The sequence below is a fragment of the Microcoleus sp. Aus8_D2 genome (assembly GCF_036702665.1).
In the GTDB taxonomy this organism is placed as follows: domain Bacteria; phylum Cyanobacteriota; class Cyanobacteriia; order Cyanobacteriales; family Microcoleaceae; genus Microcoleus.
Genome location: NZ_JAUBUN010000007.1, coordinates 152,059 through 167,708, shown reverse-complemented (window position 1 = coordinate 167,708; position 15,650 = coordinate 152,059). Strand labels below are relative to the sequence as shown.

Annotated in this window: 13 protein-coding genes; 9 read left to right on the top strand and 4 right to left on the bottom strand. The window is 42.4% G+C overall.

Annotated elements, in window-relative coordinates; translation table 11 throughout:
• Positions 1-76: 76 nt before the first annotated feature.
• Both QUB64_RS08085 and QUB64_RS08080 read left to right on the top strand, forming a co-directional pair.
• On the top strand, positions 77-1,075 hold the full coding sequence (locus QUB64_RS08085) for an NADP-dependent oxidoreductase (protein ID WP_333269222.1): 999 nt from the start codon (positions 77-79) through the stop codon (positions 1,073-1,075).
• A gap of 474 nt (positions 1,076-1,549) precedes the next feature.
• Complete coding sequence (locus QUB64_RS08080; RefSeq protein WP_333269221.1) at positions 1,550-3,301, top strand: ABC transporter ATP-binding protein/permease; 1,752 nt, start codon at positions 1,550-1,552, stop codon at positions 3,299-3,301.
• A 213-nt stretch (positions 3,302-3,514) separates the two neighbouring features.
• Here the strand turns inward: QUB64_RS08080 and QUB64_RS08075 are convergent, their stop codons facing one another.
• The 4 genes from QUB64_RS08075 to QUB64_RS08060 all read right to left on the bottom strand — a co-directional run bounded on the left by QUB64_RS08075 (position 3,515) and on the right by QUB64_RS08060 (position 10,071).
• On the bottom strand, positions 3,515-5,281 hold the full coding sequence (locus tag QUB64_RS08075) for a tetratricopeptide repeat protein (protein WP_333269220.1): 1,767 nt from the start codon (positions 5,279-5,281) through the stop codon (positions 3,515-3,517).
• A 19-nt stretch (positions 5,282-5,300) separates the two neighbouring features.
• Entirely contained in the window at positions 5,301-8,969 is a 3,669-nt protein-coding gene (locus tag QUB64_RS08070) for an nSTAND1 domain-containing NTPase (RefSeq protein ID WP_333269219.1), read from the bottom strand.
• A gap of 1 nt (position 8,970) precedes the next feature.
• Complete coding sequence (locus QUB64_RS08065; RefSeq protein WP_333269218.1) at positions 8,971-9,480, bottom strand: hypothetical protein; 510 nt, start codon at positions 9,478-9,480, stop codon at positions 8,971-8,973.
• Positions 9,481-9,921: 441 nt separating this feature from the next.
• Positions 9,922-10,071: a metal ABC transporter permease gene (locus tag QUB64_RS08060; protein WP_333325359.1), complete on the bottom strand. Its 150-nt coding sequence runs from the start codon at positions 10,069-10,071 to the stop codon at positions 9,922-9,924.
• Here QUB64_RS08060 and QUB64_RS08055 point away from each other — a divergent pair.
• The 7 genes from QUB64_RS08055 to QUB64_RS08025 all read left to right on the top strand — a co-directional run bounded on the left by QUB64_RS08055 (position 10,070) and on the right by QUB64_RS08025 (position 15,614).
• Positions 10,070-10,348 carry a hypothetical protein gene (locus tag QUB64_RS08055; protein ID WP_333269217.1) on the top strand — a complete coding sequence of 93 codons (279 nt, stop codon included), beginning with the start codon at positions 10,070-10,072 and terminating at the stop codon, positions 10,346-10,348. The two genes, QUB64_RS08060 and QUB64_RS08055, sit on opposite strands and share 2 nt — an antisense overlap.
• Positions 10,349-10,426: 78 nt before the next feature.
• Positions 10,427-11,254: a potassium channel family protein gene (locus QUB64_RS08050; protein WP_333269216.1), complete on the top strand. Its 828-nt coding sequence runs from the start codon at positions 10,427-10,429 to the stop codon at positions 11,252-11,254.
• Positions 11,255-11,466: 212 nt separating this feature from the next.
• Positions 11,467-12,339, top strand: coding sequence for a hypothetical protein (locus QUB64_RS08045; protein ID WP_333269215.1), 873 nt, complete (start codon positions 11,467-11,469; stop codon positions 12,337-12,339).
• 103 nt (positions 12,340-12,442) lie between these two features.
• Positions 12,443-13,306 (top strand): DUF6920 family protein, encoded by an 864-nt coding sequence (locus tag QUB64_RS08040; protein ID WP_333269214.1) that lies wholly within the window; start codon positions 12,443-12,445, stop codon positions 13,304-13,306.
• A 166-nt stretch (positions 13,307-13,472) separates the two neighbouring features.
• The gene (locus QUB64_RS08035) at positions 13,473-14,216 is read left to right on the top strand and encodes a hypothetical protein (RefSeq protein ID WP_333269213.1); all 744 of its coding nucleotides are present in this window, start codon (positions 13,473-13,475) and stop codon (positions 14,214-14,216) included.
• A 45-nt stretch (positions 14,217-14,261) separates the two neighbouring features.
• Complete coding sequence (locus QUB64_RS08030) at positions 14,262-14,597, top strand: hypothetical protein (RefSeq protein ID WP_333269212.1); 336 nt, start codon at positions 14,262-14,264, stop codon at positions 14,595-14,597.
• A gap of 342 nt (positions 14,598-14,939) precedes the next feature.
• The gene (locus QUB64_RS08025) at positions 14,940-15,614 is read left to right on the top strand and encodes a GIN domain-containing protein (RefSeq protein WP_333269211.1); all 675 of its coding nucleotides are present in this window, start codon (positions 14,940-14,942) and stop codon (positions 15,612-15,614) included.
• Positions 15,615-15,650: the final 36 nt, after the last annotated feature.

Sequence of the window (15,650 nt, the reverse complement as noted above, 5' to 3'; positions counted from 1 at the left end):
CTTCCTACTTGACAGTTAACTGTCAACTGTCCCAGGTCAACTGTCAACTGTTTAATTAACATCAACAACAAAAATTATGACAAATATCATCAGCCGCGAGATTCAGTTAGTCTCCCGCCCCAAGGGAATGCCAACAACAGATAACTTTACGATCGCCCAAACCGAAATCAAGCCGCTGCAAGAGGGACAGGTACTCGTGCGCAATCTCTATCTTTCGGTAGATCCGTATATGCGCGGACGCATGAACGAGAGCAAATCCTATGTTCCATCCTTCGAGTTAGGTAAAGTTCTACAAGGCGGCGCAGTCGGCGAAGTCATCGAGTCTCGTGCCCCAGAATTCAAGAGGAGTGATGTTGTCACTTCCAACTTTGGCTGGCGGGAATACTTCACCGCAGCCCCCAAAGAGTTGCATCCCGTCAACCGCGAAATTCAACCGATTTCGGTTTATCTCGGTGCCCTCGGGATGACGGGGATGACGGCTTGGGTGGGGTTGAATTTGGTGGATGTGAAAGCGGGCGACACCATCTTTATTTCGGGTGCTGCGGGCGCGGTGGGAAGTGTGGCGGGACAATTGGCGAAATTGCGCGGGTGTCAGGTAATCGGCTCAGCAGGTTCAGCCGAAAAAGTCAAGTTTCTGCTGGAAGAATGTGGATTCGATCGCGCTTTCAATTACAATTCCGGCCCAGTCCTCGAACAATTGAACCAAGCCGCACCAGACGGGATAGATGTTTATTTCGACAATGTAGGAGGCGAAACCCTGCAAGCGGCGCTGTCAGCCTTGCGGGTGCACGGCAGGATTATTGCTTGCGGCAGCATCTCCGGTTACAACGATCCGCAGCCAGGCCCTTCCAATCTCTTTAATACGATCGGCAAACGGTTGACGATGAAAGGGATGATCGTTAGTGATTGGCTCGATCGTCAAAGCGAATTTGAACAGGAAGTTGGCGGTTATTTCCAAGCTGGAAAATTGAAGAATCAGGAAACAGTTGTAGTCGGAATTGACCAAGCGGTAAAGGCGTTCATAGGTCTTTTTGAAGGCAAAAATCTTGGCAAAATGGTGGTGAAGTTGGATTAGGTGGCGACTATTTTGTCTCATGTTCCAGGTTTGTGAAGTGTAGGGACACTCCAAGAGCCCAAAGCGTGTCAACTTAAGCTCTGGGCCCGCCAAGTTTGTTAGTCATCCCGCGAGTCCGACAGGGGTTTAAACCCCTGTCGATGGAGCGCAAGTCCTCTTGCATAGGACTGATGAGTTCTTGAGTCCTATGCAAGAGGACTGTCTTCTATAAGAGGGGGGTTGAAACCCCTGTCTGACTATCGGTTTTACTTGGAAAGTTGACACCTATGGCAGTGCCGCGTCCCTACGGGGAACTAACGATCGGCTGGTGTACTTCATAAATGTGGAATCTGCTGTAAGTAATCCAACGATTAGTTAACAATCTCCAGCGACACATCCCGTCGCGTCAAACAAAGGCGATAGTGTTGCAGGGTTGCGTTTTTAATACTATTTTTGTCTTATATTAAGGTGAGCAACCTTGTATGAATAAAAGTAATGCAACGATTCAATCTAACTATACTGAAACAGTTCTGGGCGATCGCCAAATCTTACTGGTCAAGCGACGAAAAATGGCGCGCGCGCGGCTTATTGCTGTTGGTCATCCTGTTATCCTTTGGCTACACGGGACTGAGCGTGCTGCTCAACAATAAGCGAGGCGAGCTAATCTCGGCATTATCGGCTCAAGATGAAGCTAGATTTTGGCAAACGATTCTGATTTTTGGCGGGACATTAGTTATTTATGCACCGCTTTATGCGGGCTATGATTATTTGCGCGATCGCCTGGGCTTGGAGTGGCGGCGCTGGCTGACTAACGATTTTATCGATCGCTATTTCCAGAATCGGGCATTTTACAATCTCAATCATGCTGATGCGGACATTGATAACCCCGATCAGCGGATTGCTGAAGATGTCAAAAGCTTTACCCAAGAATCGTTAAAACTCCTGCTAGCGGTAGTTGATTCTTTGTTAGCGGTGGTGGCATTTAGTGGCGTGCTCTGGGGCATTTCTCAGCCGTTAATTTTGTTTTTGGTGCTCTACGCGCTGGTTGGCACCTTGGCGACGGTTGGGGTATTTGGGAAGCCCTTAATGCGACTCAATTTTGGACAGCTTAAAAAAGAAGCCGATTTTCGGTTTAGTTTAGTGCGGGTGCGAGAAAATGCGGAGGCGATCGCCTTTTATCAGGGAGAAGACTGCGAGTCCGATCGCATAAAAGGCAGATTTGTCGAAGCTTTTGATAATTTCAAGCGCTTGATTTTTTGGGAGTTGAATCTCAATATCCTGACTAACGCCTATGAATTTATTCCTTTCATTTTGCCTGCAATTGTAGTCGCTCCCGGCATTTTTGCGGGTGACTTAGAAGTTGGGAAAGTTACCGAGGCGCAAGGGGCTTTTATTCGAGTCTTTTTCTCGCTCAACCTAATTGTGGCACGCTTTCAATCCCTTGCTACTTTTGGCGCGGGTGTCGAGCGTTTGTACACCTTTTTGGAGTGTTTGGAAACTCATCACTTAACTTCTCAGGAGTCTGAGGGCGTTGAGAAAACAAGTATCAAAACTGAAATTGCCGATCGACTGGCGATCGAAAATATGACGCTCCAAACACCGAACCGCCAACGGACTTTGGTAGAGGATATATCGGTGAAACTCCCTACTGGCCAGGGTTTGCTGGTGAGAGGGCCAAGCGGTTGCGGGAAAAGTTCTTTGCTCAGGGCGATCGTTGGATTGTGGGATACAGGGAGTGGTAAAATTTTGCGGCCTACCCTGAATGAAATGTTGTTTTTGTCACAACGGCCTTACATGATTTTAGGAACATTACGAGATCAAATGCTGTATCCAAATATGGATGGGTCAGTCGAAGATTCGCAGTTGAGGCAAATTTTGACTCAGGTAAATTTACCCAACTTAGAGCAAACCCATGGCGGATTTAACACTGAACAAAACTGGGCGCAGGTTCTATCTTTGGGAGAACAGCAGCGCCTAATTTTCGCACGTCTGCTGCTCAACAAACCTAGTTATGCTATTTTAGATGAGGCTACTAGCGCCCTCGACCCTCACAATGAAAAATATTTATACCAACAGTTACAAGACTCTGGAATGACATTTTTGAGCATTGGACATCGAGAAAGTTTGAGTAATTATCACCAGTCAATTTTGGATTTGACTGCCGATCGCACTTGGTCTTTAAGAGCTTCTGAAGGTTTACCTATTTTGATTTCTGATAATCTGGTTGTCGAAGATATCAAGATATAAATGGAGGAGACGGCAGTGCCGTGTCCCTACCCCGATAAATTGTAGGGAAACGGCATTGCCGTGTCCTCATTTTTTTGCGATATCGCCTTGCCGATAGTCTTTCTGGTGGTATGAAGCAGAAATTAGCCCTCTGTTGTGCGCTGATTGCCGAGCCTCAAGTCTTATTAGCAAGCCGCAAAGTGGCATAGGGTTCGGCAAGTGAGATTAAATCAGCTAACGCTTGTAAACTATTTGTTTCATCAGGTCTTCAGCCTGTTTTTTAATCTTTGAATTGGGATAATCTTTTAATAACTTTTTCAGTGCTTCCTCAGCAGCTTTTTGTGAATCATTACTTTCATTTCTAATGCTGATATATGCAATTGTATACAAGGCATCATCTACCATAGAACTCTTGGGAAATTCTGTGACAAATTCTTCAAAGCTCTTAACGGCCTGATCTTCCCAAGAAGTTGTATTTTCAGAAAATGTCGGATATTCACGTCCCCACAAATAGTAGTAGTTCAGAGCAATAGAATATTTAGCTTTTTCAATAAGCTCAGACTTGGGATACTGTTTAATGAGCTGTTCAAATAACTCTATACTTCTCAAGTAACTAATTTGTGATTTATAATTATGGTTGGTTTTATTGATAAAATCAGCAGTTACTGTTTTTGCATTATAAGTGATATTACCTTCCCATTTTGGAGGAACAAGATTGTAATGTGTGGTGCTTAAGCCTCGTTTCCACAAATAATTATATGCAGTAAATCCATCATCTATTTGATGCTCATCAATCCATAACTTAGCTTCCGCATACAAATTTTTATCACTAGGTTGTTGATTGCGAATCTCAGCTAATTTTTTTATTTGGTCTAATTGCTCTTTTACCTTAGTCAAAAAAAACGAGCCAACATACGTTTCTTCATTAAAAAAGCCTGCTTGAAGCGGATATTTACCATCTTGATAATTTTTCAGAAAATCCTCAAGCTCAGATTCAGCAGGTGAATATTTATATTCCCGTATTAAATGAACTGCTTTACTATATTTAATGTATCCAGTTAGAGGATGATTAGGATGATTAGTGAGAAATTTGGCTAGCAATTCGCTAGACATTAATAAATCTATAATCAAAAGAATTCTTTCTTTTGCTTCAGATATCAAAAGACCATCAGGCGCTTCAGATGATTCGTAATAATATACTATTGCATTTTCATAATCTCCTTGTACCTCATAAGCACGCGCCAAACGATATAGTGCATCATTTGAACCAGGGTGTCCAGGATATTTTTTTACAAAATCTTTCCAACGATTTATTTCTTTTTGAGGATTAAATGGCTGTCTAAAAACTATCTTTGGATCTTGATTTCCAGCAAAATATGTCCCTCCAGAAAATTTCACATATTCCTTACAACCTCTGGTAAAAAGTGAATTTGGGTATTTATTAGCTAAAGCTAATTGCTCATAATATCCTAATGTAGATAAATTATAAAGTTTCTTATTGACAGCTTCTTCTAGTAAAATAACAAGTTCTTTTGACCAACTCCAATTTTCCTTTTGCCATTTGGGACTTTGAGAATCTCCTTCTACAAATACAAGTCCCTTTAAAGCTATAGGAGCTAGAGCCTTGTCATTACTTTTAACAATATTTTGATATAAAGTTAAGAGTTTTGAAAAATTGTTACCTTGTGTGAGATTAGATAAGTTGCTATCCAGTATGATTAGTATTTTTTTTCTAATTTCTAGTTTTTGACTAGAATTATAAATATCTATTATTTCGTTGATTTCATTGTCAGTAATTGGATCAAAATAGTTGCCACTAATTTTATTTAAATCCTCCGTGCTTATTTCGGCTTTTTTCATTATTAGTTTTACTTCATTCCACTCAGGTGCTTTTATTGGGGAGCTATTATTTTGAGAGCTATTATTCAGATTACATCCTGTTAGGACAACTGACAGACTGGTGGACAATAACAGCAAAGTGATGACAAGTTTGTTTTTCATGTTTAATCTCCAGAATTAGTTACTTACAATGTGGACGCTGATTTTGAGTATATATTGATTGCTTATTGTTAATATATGCAGAGAATCGGCTCCAAAAATCTTGGTTGTTCAAGTCATAATCTTTTGTTTCCTTCTCATTAAAGCAACGACTAGCATTATTCCAGGCAAGAGATAATAAATCCTTGCCACCTATCTTAAAAATTCGTGTTACTCCTTCGCTATCTACTGTTATCACTCGATTGGAATTATTTGGCTCAAAACTACCATAAAATATCTTTTGATTATCTCCATTGAGAATTAATGGATTATCTGGATTTCTTAAATCCCATACACGAGCAGTACCATCATCACCAACAGTTAGCACTCGATTAGAATTCTTAGGGTCAAAGCTACCGTATCTTACTACACCTTTGTGTCCAGCTAATTCCGTTATTACTTTATCCCTGGCAATATCCCAGACACGTGCTACTTCATCACTTCCCATTGTCAAAATACGGTTAGAGTCTTTTGGGTCAAAACTGACGTGCCATAATTGGTCTTGGCTGACAGTCAATTCTTTTTCTGGTTTATTATATCGCTTAAGATTCCAGATTCTGACTATTCTATCACTGCCAACTGTTGCTACACGATTTGAGTCGTTGGGGTCAAATTCCCCTTGGTTCATAGGACTACTGGGTGGTGCTTTTAGCTCTTGCAACTTTCTAGGAGGGTTGCTACTCACATCCCAAACTGTTGCTATTGATGTAATATTGCTTACTGTTAATATACGATTGGAATTATTTGGATCAAAAGTAATACTTTCTACTCTGCCATTGGCTATTAGTGGAATTACAGATTTATCTGTTGTTAATTTTGCAATACCATCTCGGTTAACAGTTGCAATGCGATTTGGATTGTTGGGATCAATCCAAGCATCCTCTATAGAATCAAGTTTATTTGATAATATTTGGTTTTCTTTGAGGTTGTTAATATTCCAGTTAGTGAGAGTGCCATCTCTAGCGACAGTTAATACTTTGTCTTGTGCATCGGGAACAAAAGACGCAGATGCAATATTAGAGCCTTGCTTACCTTTTCGATTAGATATTATTATAGATGATTTGTCACTAATATCCCAAATTCGTGCTGTTTTATCTTCACTAGCTGTTAAGATTCGCTTGGGGTTTTTAGGATCAAAGCTTGCCCATCTAATTGGTGCTGTATGACCGTAAAAAGTTAAAACAGCACTAGATTTTTTAAGATCCCATATTTTCACTTTTCCATCTGCACTAACTTTTAAGACCTGATTCGAGTCTACTGGATTAACAGCACCATAAAAAATAGAATTTTTAGGATCAAAAATATCCTGCCAAATAGTTGCTTTATCGCCTGTTAAAATTACAGGTTTATCAGATTTGCTTGAATCCCATGCCCTTGCTATACCGTTACTGCTGATTATGACCAGATTAAAATTTTTAGAGTCAGAGATACCAGTCCAAACTTCCCCTTCACTTCCTTGTAAGCTGTTTAAAATTTTAGGAGCTTGAGGATTACTGATATCCCATAATTTAGCGGCACGTTGGCTAACTGTTAAGATTTGATTAGAATTGCTAGGATTAATTCGACCGTAGCTGATAGGTTGTGTGCTATCGCTAATAAGACTGATGACTATCGGTTTTTTAACATCATTAATATCCCAAATGCGGGCATTACCATCGTTACTGACTGTTAATACTCGTTTAGGATTTTTTGCATCAAAGTTACCATAAGTAACACTCTTGGTATGTCCTTTTAACACTATAGGAGTCTCACTGCGATTGTCCAAATTCCCGATCTTTGCGGTGTGATAATCGCTAACCGTTAGCACTTGTTTTGAATTTCTAGGATTAAATTCAGCATAAAGAACTTTGCCATCATGTTCTAGTTGTAATTGCTCGTGATTTTGCTGAAAAGCCTTCCATAAAGACTGAGCAGCTTGAGGTGTTTCCTGAATTAGATTGGCTTGAATTGCTAGTAAAACGCTACGTGTTGTGTCTACCTCTAAATTTGCTTCAGAAGCAGTGGCTAACTGAAGCGATTTAGTGGTTTTTTCTCTATATTCTGCTTGTCCTCGTTGAAATTCTGCTTGCCGCCGTTGATATTCTGCCGATACACCTAACCCAGAAACGATTAATAATCCTGTTATTAGTCCTCCAAAAATAAGCCGTGTGGTTGTTTGCTTTTGTTTTTCGGCGCGTTCCCGCACTTCAACACTGGTATCAATAAATTCATTTTCTTCTTTGGTTAAGTTAGTTAGAAACTTAAGTTCAAAAATTTTTTCCCGCCTGAATTCTAAAACCCGCTCTAATTTCGATCCACTCCAAAGTTCATCTTCAGCTTTATTTTGATTATCTTTGTGTTTGTTTTTCCATCTCAGAACATCATCAGCCAACCGATTTCTCATAATTAAAGCCTCTTTACTATCTTCTATCCACTCTGTTAATTCTTTCCAAGAGTAGATTAAAGATTCATGAGCTAGTTCCACAGTGGGTTGCTGTTTGTGTTCTCCATTGCTCACCAACAGTTTATGCTCATCTATTAATTTTTTGAGTATCCTTTTTACAGTCTCATCTGTAAATTCTGACAGATAAGCTCTTCTGCTAACTACTGTTGGACTTCCATCTTTGGCAAGTGACGTTATATGGACTAATTTTAAAAAGATTTGCTTAACTGCTACTTTTTCTTTTTCAGTAAAAGCTTCATATATTTCAGTTACACGCTTTTCTAATGCACCTCTGACACCACCTATTTGACGGTACTTATCTTTGTGCAAGGTTCGCCCCGTAACATCATCCTGTTCCCAAAGTAAATCAAGGGTGTACTGTAATAATGGTAGAGATCCAGCTTGTCCTAAAACATTTTTGATAATTTCTTCTACTAGACCTTCCTCAAAAACAACACCATTTTTTGCGGCTGGTTGCTCGATTGCAAGTCTTAACTCATCATCCTGTAAGTCTGTAACAAATTTATGATGACCTTCCAAAATTTTCCATAAATTAGTATATGAAGTCAGATTATCCATAAATTCTGAACGCATTGTCAGAATAATCTTAACTGAATCATCTCCAGACTTAGCCAGTCTGACAATACTTTCTATAAAGTTTTTACGCTTATCTTCCGGACAAGTGGTAAATATCTCCTCAAATTGGTCTATAAAAATTAGCCATTGAGACTCACTCTTTTTTAGAGTTTCCACGACCTGAGTAAGAGTATTTGATGTTCCAGCCAGAGCAATTTCAGCATCTTTATGACTGTAATATTCATACGTTAAGCTCATACGAAGAGATTCAAATGGATCTTTATTGGGCGTTAAAGTAAAATCATAGAACTTTTGGCCTAGTAACCTCTGTAATTTAGGTATTAGACCTGCACGCACTACTGATGACTTACCACTTCCTGATTTTCCTAGCAGCAAAACTAAATTCTTACTGGCGATTTTTTCAAATAACCAAGTAATTAACTGATCTCGACCAAAAAAGAACTCTTTATCTTTGAGTTGGAACGGTTTTAATCCTTGGTATGGCGAATATTTGAACAATTCACGATTCTGGATTGATTCAACAGAAATTTTAATAGTCGTCTTCTGGCTAATGGTAATTGTGTTATCATTACCCATCTTGAAATCGCCGAAAGTTTGTATCTGTTGCTGACTACTAACAAGTTCCTGTTCCATCTCAAATCATCCAAGCTTTTGCAATCAAATCAGCTAGTTTTGTAACAGGTGCAGCTAGGGCTATTACACCCTCTAAGCCTTGCTTCATACTTTCTATCGCCTGTGCGACTAAACCTTTATCAGGCTGTGGCTTACTTATTTCTTCTTCTATAGTCTTGATGGTTACATCAATAATAGTTCTTTTCTGTAGCTTGTTGAGAACATCACTCTGATCGATGCCCTGTTTGAGTCCCTGCAATGTAGTTAATGCTTCTTGTAAGCTCGTATTTTCCACTGAAGCCTGAGTGTTGTTTTGAGAATAATTAATATTTCCACTCGCTTGATTGGCTCCAAAATTACCACCATTACCCATAGTGATATTGCCGAAAGATTGACTTTGAGACTTTTGAATAGTACCTGGTTCAGTAGCATTACTCAAAACCTTGGAGAGCTGATTTTGTAGTTGGCTTTTTTCGTCGGCAGTCAGAGTTTGAATGATATCCAAAACTTCTTCTACGCTATACTTTGGCATTTTGATTGACCTCGTGTTATGTGAAACTGAAACGTAGTTTTTTTACTCACCTTCGTTTAAAAGCTACGTTGACATTCTGGGGAACTCCGGAAATTTTTACAGTCAGACATTAAACTTTAGTTCAGACCAATTTTTAGGGTACCGTATCTCAGCAGCAGCACGGCAATTTTTTTATCCTCCACTTGAAAGAGCGGGGCTTCCACACTCTCGCTATGCTCTTGTGAACCCGGAGGGAGGTTCCTTCCGTTGTAGCAACTGGCGTTGGACATCCTGCGCTTCTAGCCCAAGGGACAGACGAGACACGCATCCCACAAAACCAGACAAATCATCTTGAAACTGTGTAACACCATTTCAAAATAACGTGTACCGCACTCCCTAGCACATAGTATATACGTGTGGTAGTGACGATGCTACCGGACATAATTACGATCGACTCCTGCTCTATTCACCGATCGCCCCTGAATTCCTCGCCCTAACCAACAAACCATGTTTCGGAGCAAAAATCATCGCCAACACAAACAACAGCGTTTGCAGTACCACAATACATCCGCCTATGAAACTATCTATGTGGTAGCTGATATAAGTTCCCATGACGCTAGAAAAAACACCAGTCGCGATCGCGATTGCTCAGGGAAAATTAACCCAACCACAAACCACAGCCCTGAATCCCGATCGCCAAGAAACGAATATCAGCCGCGTACAAACCCAGGTAAACCAAGCAAAAGTCGCGCTTTTGGGAGCACAGGCAGATGTCAAAACAGCAGAGGCAAACCAACAACTGATCCAAAGCCGTTTGAATAATTTAACTGTAAAAAGTCCGAAAATATCTATTTCCAAAAAGACCGCGTGGAGCAAGTGTTTGGCGTAAAACTGAGCTTTGATAAACCCGGTGGTTTTGTGAAACAGGGTATGCCTGTGGATGCCGAAATCCTATTGCAGAAGTAAGATGAAAGAAATTATGAGCGATCGAAATCAGCCCGAATCAGCCTTGGATCGAGAGCGCTGCGAAGTGCTGCAACAGTGGGAAGATTGGCTAGAAACGCCGATGCTGGTGCTGAGTTTTGTCTGGTTGGGACTGTTTATCGTCGAGCTAGTTTGGGGATTGAATTCTTTGCTAGAGGCGATCGGAACTACTATTTGGATCGTCTTTATCTTGGATTTTTGCCTCAAATTTATCCTCGCTCCTCACAAACTTTCTTACCTGAAGCACAACTGGTTAATGGCCTTCTCATTGCTGATTCCAGCGTTGCGAATCTTTCGGATTTTGCGAGTTATCCAGCCGTTGCGATCGGTTCATGCGGTGCGAGGATTCCAGTTAGTTCGTCTGACGATCCGCACCAGTCGGGGAATGCGATTGCTCTCTGCCAGTTTTCAGCGTCGGGGGTTTGGCTATGTGGTGGCGTTAACTGCGATCGTCACTTTAATTGGGGCGGCTGGAATCTATGCGTTTGAGCGCAAACTTCCTGATGGTACTGGTGGCATTACTGACTATGCTACGGCGCTGTGGTGGACGCCAATGCTGATGACGACGATCGGCTCTGATTACTTCCCGAAAACGGCGTTCGGGCGGGTGCTGTGTTTTTTGCTGGGGTTGTATGCGATCGGAGTATGCGGTTATTTAACAGCAACACTGGCAACATTTTTTATCGATCGGGATGCGGAGAATGGTGACGCAGAAATAGCGGGTACAAAATCAATTCAAGCTTTGCAAGCAGAAATTAGCGCACTGCGAACAGAGATTCAAGCCTTAACACGACAAAATTTAGATATGTGATATCAAATCCGCTTTTCATCCGAATTATTGCTCTCTCTATTCTCTGACTCTGCGTTCTCTGCGTTCTCTGCGGTTTAATCATTCCGATACAACCCGAAACGAAACGATATAAATTATTGCCATTCTGCCTAAGCTCTATTCACAGTTTCCTCACCTTTGTTTAATATCATGAAATATAGTCCACATTCTGCTTATTGATGAGAATAAAATCTATGAAAAAGCCCAAAATACTTCTAGCTTTTCTAGCAACAATCTGCTTGATTTTTGCAGGCACTGCCCTAGCTCAGACTGATATCAATATCAACAATACTAACCTGATTCGCTTTGGTGGAAACATCATCGTAGCAGAGAATCAAGTTGTCGAAAATGCCCATGCTTTTGGGGGAAGCGTTACGGTTTCGCCTAATGCCAGAGTTTTAGATACTGCGATGGCTTTTGGCGGAGATGTCATCCTGAAAAAAGGAGCGCGGGTAGAGGGCGATGCTTACTCCTTTGGCGGAAAAATCGTGCAGGAACCAGGTGCGATCGTTAGTGGTGAACGCGCTACATTCAGCGATCGACATGGCATGATGTATGGCTCTAATCGCGGCAGAAGTAGCTTCTTCGCTCAATATTTCTTCAGTGCCCTTTTTAGAACTTGTTCCGCAGTAGTAGCAGCTATTCTGGGACTGATTATTTTGCATAGCAGCCCACAATTCCTGCCGAATTTGGCTGCACAATTGCGTCAACGTCGCGGTTTGACTGCTCTATGGGGCATTGGGGCGACTGTTTCCTTTGTCTTCGCCACGGTGTTTCTCGCGATTACGCTGATTGGTATTCCCCTGATTCCACTCCTGAGTCTGACGGCGGTTGTCACGGCTCTAGTTGGCTCATTGGGTGTGGCGCTTTTTGCCGGTCAACGTGTGGTTGGTAAGGGCGATCGATCTTTGCAGCAGCAGTTTTTGGTGGGTTTGGCGATCGTGACTGTTCTGACACTAATTCCATTTTTCGGAGGGTTAGTAGTTTTCCTAGTCAATCTGTTCGGCTTGGGTGCGATCTTGCTGTGGCAATTTGGTAGAGAAAAACCACAAATAGCTACTCAGTAAGTAGGGTGTCATAAATGCTGATTTAATCTATACAACTATTTGCGCGCTCGCTACAATCATCACAATATATCAAATTCTGAATCAACAAACATAGGTAAGTATCATGTGGATTAAGTGGATTGCAATTATTGGTATTTCAATCGCAGTCAGCTTAGGAATTGCTGCCATTTATGGAAGCTATCGCTGGCAGTCAAATACTGATAAATTACGAGCAAAATTAACAGATGGACGGCGAACAATTAAGCCTAAAATCTATGACCAGAAAGAGATTGAAGGTTTGCCAGCCCCCGTACAGCGATTTTTTCGGACAGTAATTAAGGACGGACAACCGATCGCCTCTGCGGTCAAACTCTCTCAGCAGGGACTGTTCAATATGAGTGAGACGGAGGATAAGTGGAGCCCGTTTACTGCCACTCAACTTGCGATCGCTCAACGTCCGGGTTTTGATTGGGATGCACGCATCCAGATGGCACCAGGAGTTAATGCCTTTGTTCATGATACCTATCTGTTAGGGGAAGGCAGCTTATACGCATCATTACTCGGTCTTTTTACCGTTGCAAAAATGCACGGTGCGCCTGAAAACAATCAAGGTGAATTATTGCGGTTCTTGGCTGAGGCTACTTGGTATCCGACTGCATTATTGCCCAGTCAAGGTGTGCGCTGGGAGGCGATCGATGATACCTCTGCGCGCGCTACTTTGACGGATGGCGCGACAACTGTCTCCCTCGTATTTGCTTTTAATGCTGAAGGGGCGATCGCGACTTGTCGAGCCCAGGCTCGTTATCGCGACAAGCTGACTGCGATGCCTTGGTGCGGTCGATTCTGGGAATATTCAGTTCGCAATGGGATGCTAATTCCCTTAGAAGGCGAGGTGGGATGGGAATATCCCGAAGGCATTCGGCTCTATTTTAAAGGAAGAATTACAGAGATTGACTATGAGTTCGCATCGCGATCAACAGCGGATTAAAACGGGTGCGTCTGTATTTTGCAAATATATTCGTAGGGGCTCTCGCATTCCGGCAGTAAATCTCTGGTTCTCATTAATAAATTGCCTGCCGGAATGCGAGAGCCATTCTTCCTGATTGGAAACACCAGAATCGTTTTGAAAAAAGCAGAAATCTTGAGATTAAAGGATGCCGATCGTGAATAGAGAAAAGTTTATAAGCATTGCCGGCGGAACAATAATTGCAGCCGTAACAACAGCTTATTTGTTGAGCGATAAAAGTAACCTTTCCAGGGCGGATCTAAAGCCGACAGACGATCGCACCGAAACTCTCCAGCCACACGAAAAAGAGATTTTGCTTCTCGCCTCCCTGGCGCCCAGCGGCCACAACACACAGCCGTGGTTTGTCCAATATCTCGAACCTTACCACTGGATTATTGGCAACGATCGCACTAAATGGCTGCCGGCTGTCGATCCGACTCAGAGAGAAACCATATTATCGATCGGCAGTTTCATCCAAAATCTAGAATATGCCGCTGGTGCTTTTGGCTACGTCTGCGATTGTAATTTACTCGCTACAACCAATCAGGACGATCGGGTGATAGAAGTAAAACTGCTCAAACAAACATCAAAGAATCCCTTCGATACTGCAAAAATTAAAAATCGCCGCACAGTTCGTTCCGACTTTTTAAGCGATGTGCTGAAAAAAGAAGATATCGCATATCTTGTCAATTCAGAACCAGAATTTATTCATTATCTACCCAACACTAGCCAAGAAAGTCAATTTATCGACGCACAAACAATCGTTGCTAACCGCCTGCAAGCCGATCGCGACCCAGCACAGCAAGAGTTAGCCGACTGGATCAGATTCTCTACTAAGAATGCCGAGAAATATCGCGACGGACTGACAACGGCAAGTAGGGAAATAGAATGATTTTCTGGTTGGATATTGCGGAATTTTTACCACAAAGACAATGTGATGAAAAAGGATTTCCGAGAGGTAGCCCTTGATAAAATAAAAAAGCAAGTATCAGAATCGGCAGGTTGGATTCTGATTGCCAGCAAGGACAATTCAGTAGCGACATTGCTCGAAACTGGTAGAAGAATGCAACGACTTTTCCTGAAAGTGCGGGAAAAAAGTATCGCCATTCATCCGATGACACAGATATTGGAAGAATCATCAACGCGGGAACAGCTAAATCAAGGGATTGGAATCAGCGAAAATATTCAATTCATTTTGCGAGTTGGATATTTGAAGAATTATCCAGAACCAGTTTCGCTACGCCGCCCCGTTGATTGGTTTGTGCGGAAATGATGAATAGAAGAGGAGACGGAGGAGACTGCACGTGCCCGTTAGTGTCAACTTAAGCATGAAACCTTTGGTATCTCTCGCTTTTACCTAAGTCTAGATCCCCCTCGCATACCCCCTACTCCCCCGGATAGTCGGGGGACGCAAGAAAAGATTCCTGTCCCCCCCGACTATCCGGGGGGCGCCGGGGGGATCTAGATTTAATAGTCAAACAATAGTCTCTGACTGCGTTTGACCTTAAGTTGACACCTATGGGCAGTGCAGTCTCCTCTATCATTCCGGCACAGCCGGAATTGATATAACTAACAGTGGCGCAATATTTCAATTTGAACTAATGGAGACAAAACAATGAAAATGAAAACGAAACGATACTGGTTGCTGGCATGTTTGGTAGCTTTTAGCATATTCTCATGCTGCTATTTCAACATTGGTAATAACGGGGTTAGAGGCTCTGGAATCGTCAAAACCGAATCCCGAGAAGTCGTCGGATTCTCATCGATTTCCTTTAAATCTGTGGGCATGGTCAAGGTGCAGCAGACAGGAAAAGAGTCCCTCACAATTAGCGCCGAGGACAACCTCCTGCCCCTCTTGGAGGGTCGTGTAGCCGATCGCACCCTGTATCTCGGCACTGTGAACGATGCCGCCATCAATCCAAGCAAGCCTATTGAGTTCGTCGTGGAAGTCAAGAATCTAGAAGGCTTGAACATGACCGGTGTCGGCAGTATTGAGGTAAAGGATATCCAAAGCAAGCGGTTGTCGGTTTCACATAGTGGCGTAGGGAGTGTGGCGATCGCCGGAAGCGCCGATGTGCTCGATCTCAACCTTTCTGGCGTCGGAAGCTTCCAGGGATCGGAGTTCCAGACTAAGCAGGCTACGGTTAAAAGCAGTGGCGTGGGGAGCGCTGTGGTCAATGTGAGCCAGCAGTTGGACGCGGATGTATCCGGCGTGGGGTCAGTAGAGTATATCGGTTCTCCTCAAGTCCAGGAATCTGTGCGCGGCGTGGGGTCACTCAAGAAACGGTAGCTTTTAGCAGGCCGCAAATTGATTTGGCTTTAGCAT

Excerpts from the sequence above, each read along its gene's own strand:
- QUB64_RS08070 (WP_333269219.1), bottom strand. The coding sequence starts at position 8,969 with ATGGAACAGGAACTTGTTAGTAGTCAGCAACAGATACAAACTTTCGGC.
- QUB64_RS08055 (WP_333269217.1), top strand. The coding sequence starts at position 10,070 with ATGACGCTAGAAAAAACACCAGTCGCGATCGCGATTGCTCAGGGAAAA.
- QUB64_RS08030 (WP_333269212.1), top strand. The coding sequence starts at position 14,262 with ATGAAAAAGGATTTCCGAGAGGTAGCCCTTGATAAAATAAAAAAGCAA.
- QUB64_RS08085 (WP_333269222.1), top strand. The coding sequence starts at position 77 with ATGACAAATATCATCAGCCGCGAGATTCAGTTAGTCTCCCGCCCCAAG.
- QUB64_RS08060 (WP_333325359.1), bottom strand. The coding sequence starts at position 10,071 with ATGGGAACTTATATCAGCTACCACATAGATAGTTTCATAGGCGGATGT.
- QUB64_RS08065 (WP_333269218.1), bottom strand. The coding sequence starts at position 9,480 with ATGCCAAAGTATAGCGTAGAAGAAGTTTTGGATATCATTCAAACTCTG.
- QUB64_RS08050 (WP_333269216.1), top strand. The coding sequence starts at position 10,427 with ATGAAAGAAATTATGAGCGATCGAAATCAGCCCGAATCAGCCTTGGAT.
- QUB64_RS08035 (WP_333269213.1), top strand. The coding sequence starts at position 13,473 with ATGCCGATCGTGAATAGAGAAAAGTTTATAAGCATTGCCGGCGGAACA.
- QUB64_RS08045 (WP_333269215.1), top strand. The coding sequence starts at position 11,467 with ATGAAAAAGCCCAAAATACTTCTAGCTTTTCTAGCAACAATCTGCTTG.
- QUB64_RS08075 (WP_333269220.1), bottom strand. The coding sequence starts at position 5,281 with ATGAAAAACAAACTTGTCATCACTTTGCTGTTATTGTCCACCAGTCTG.
- QUB64_RS08025 (WP_333269211.1), top strand. The coding sequence starts at position 14,940 with ATGAAAATGAAAACGAAACGATACTGGTTGCTGGCATGTTTGGTAGCT.
- QUB64_RS08080 (WP_333269221.1), top strand. The coding sequence starts at position 1,550 with ATGCAACGATTCAATCTAACTATACTGAAACAGTTCTGGGCGATCGCC.
- QUB64_RS08040 (WP_333269214.1), top strand. The coding sequence starts at position 12,443 with ATGTGGATTAAGTGGATTGCAATTATTGGTATTTCAATCGCAGTCAGC.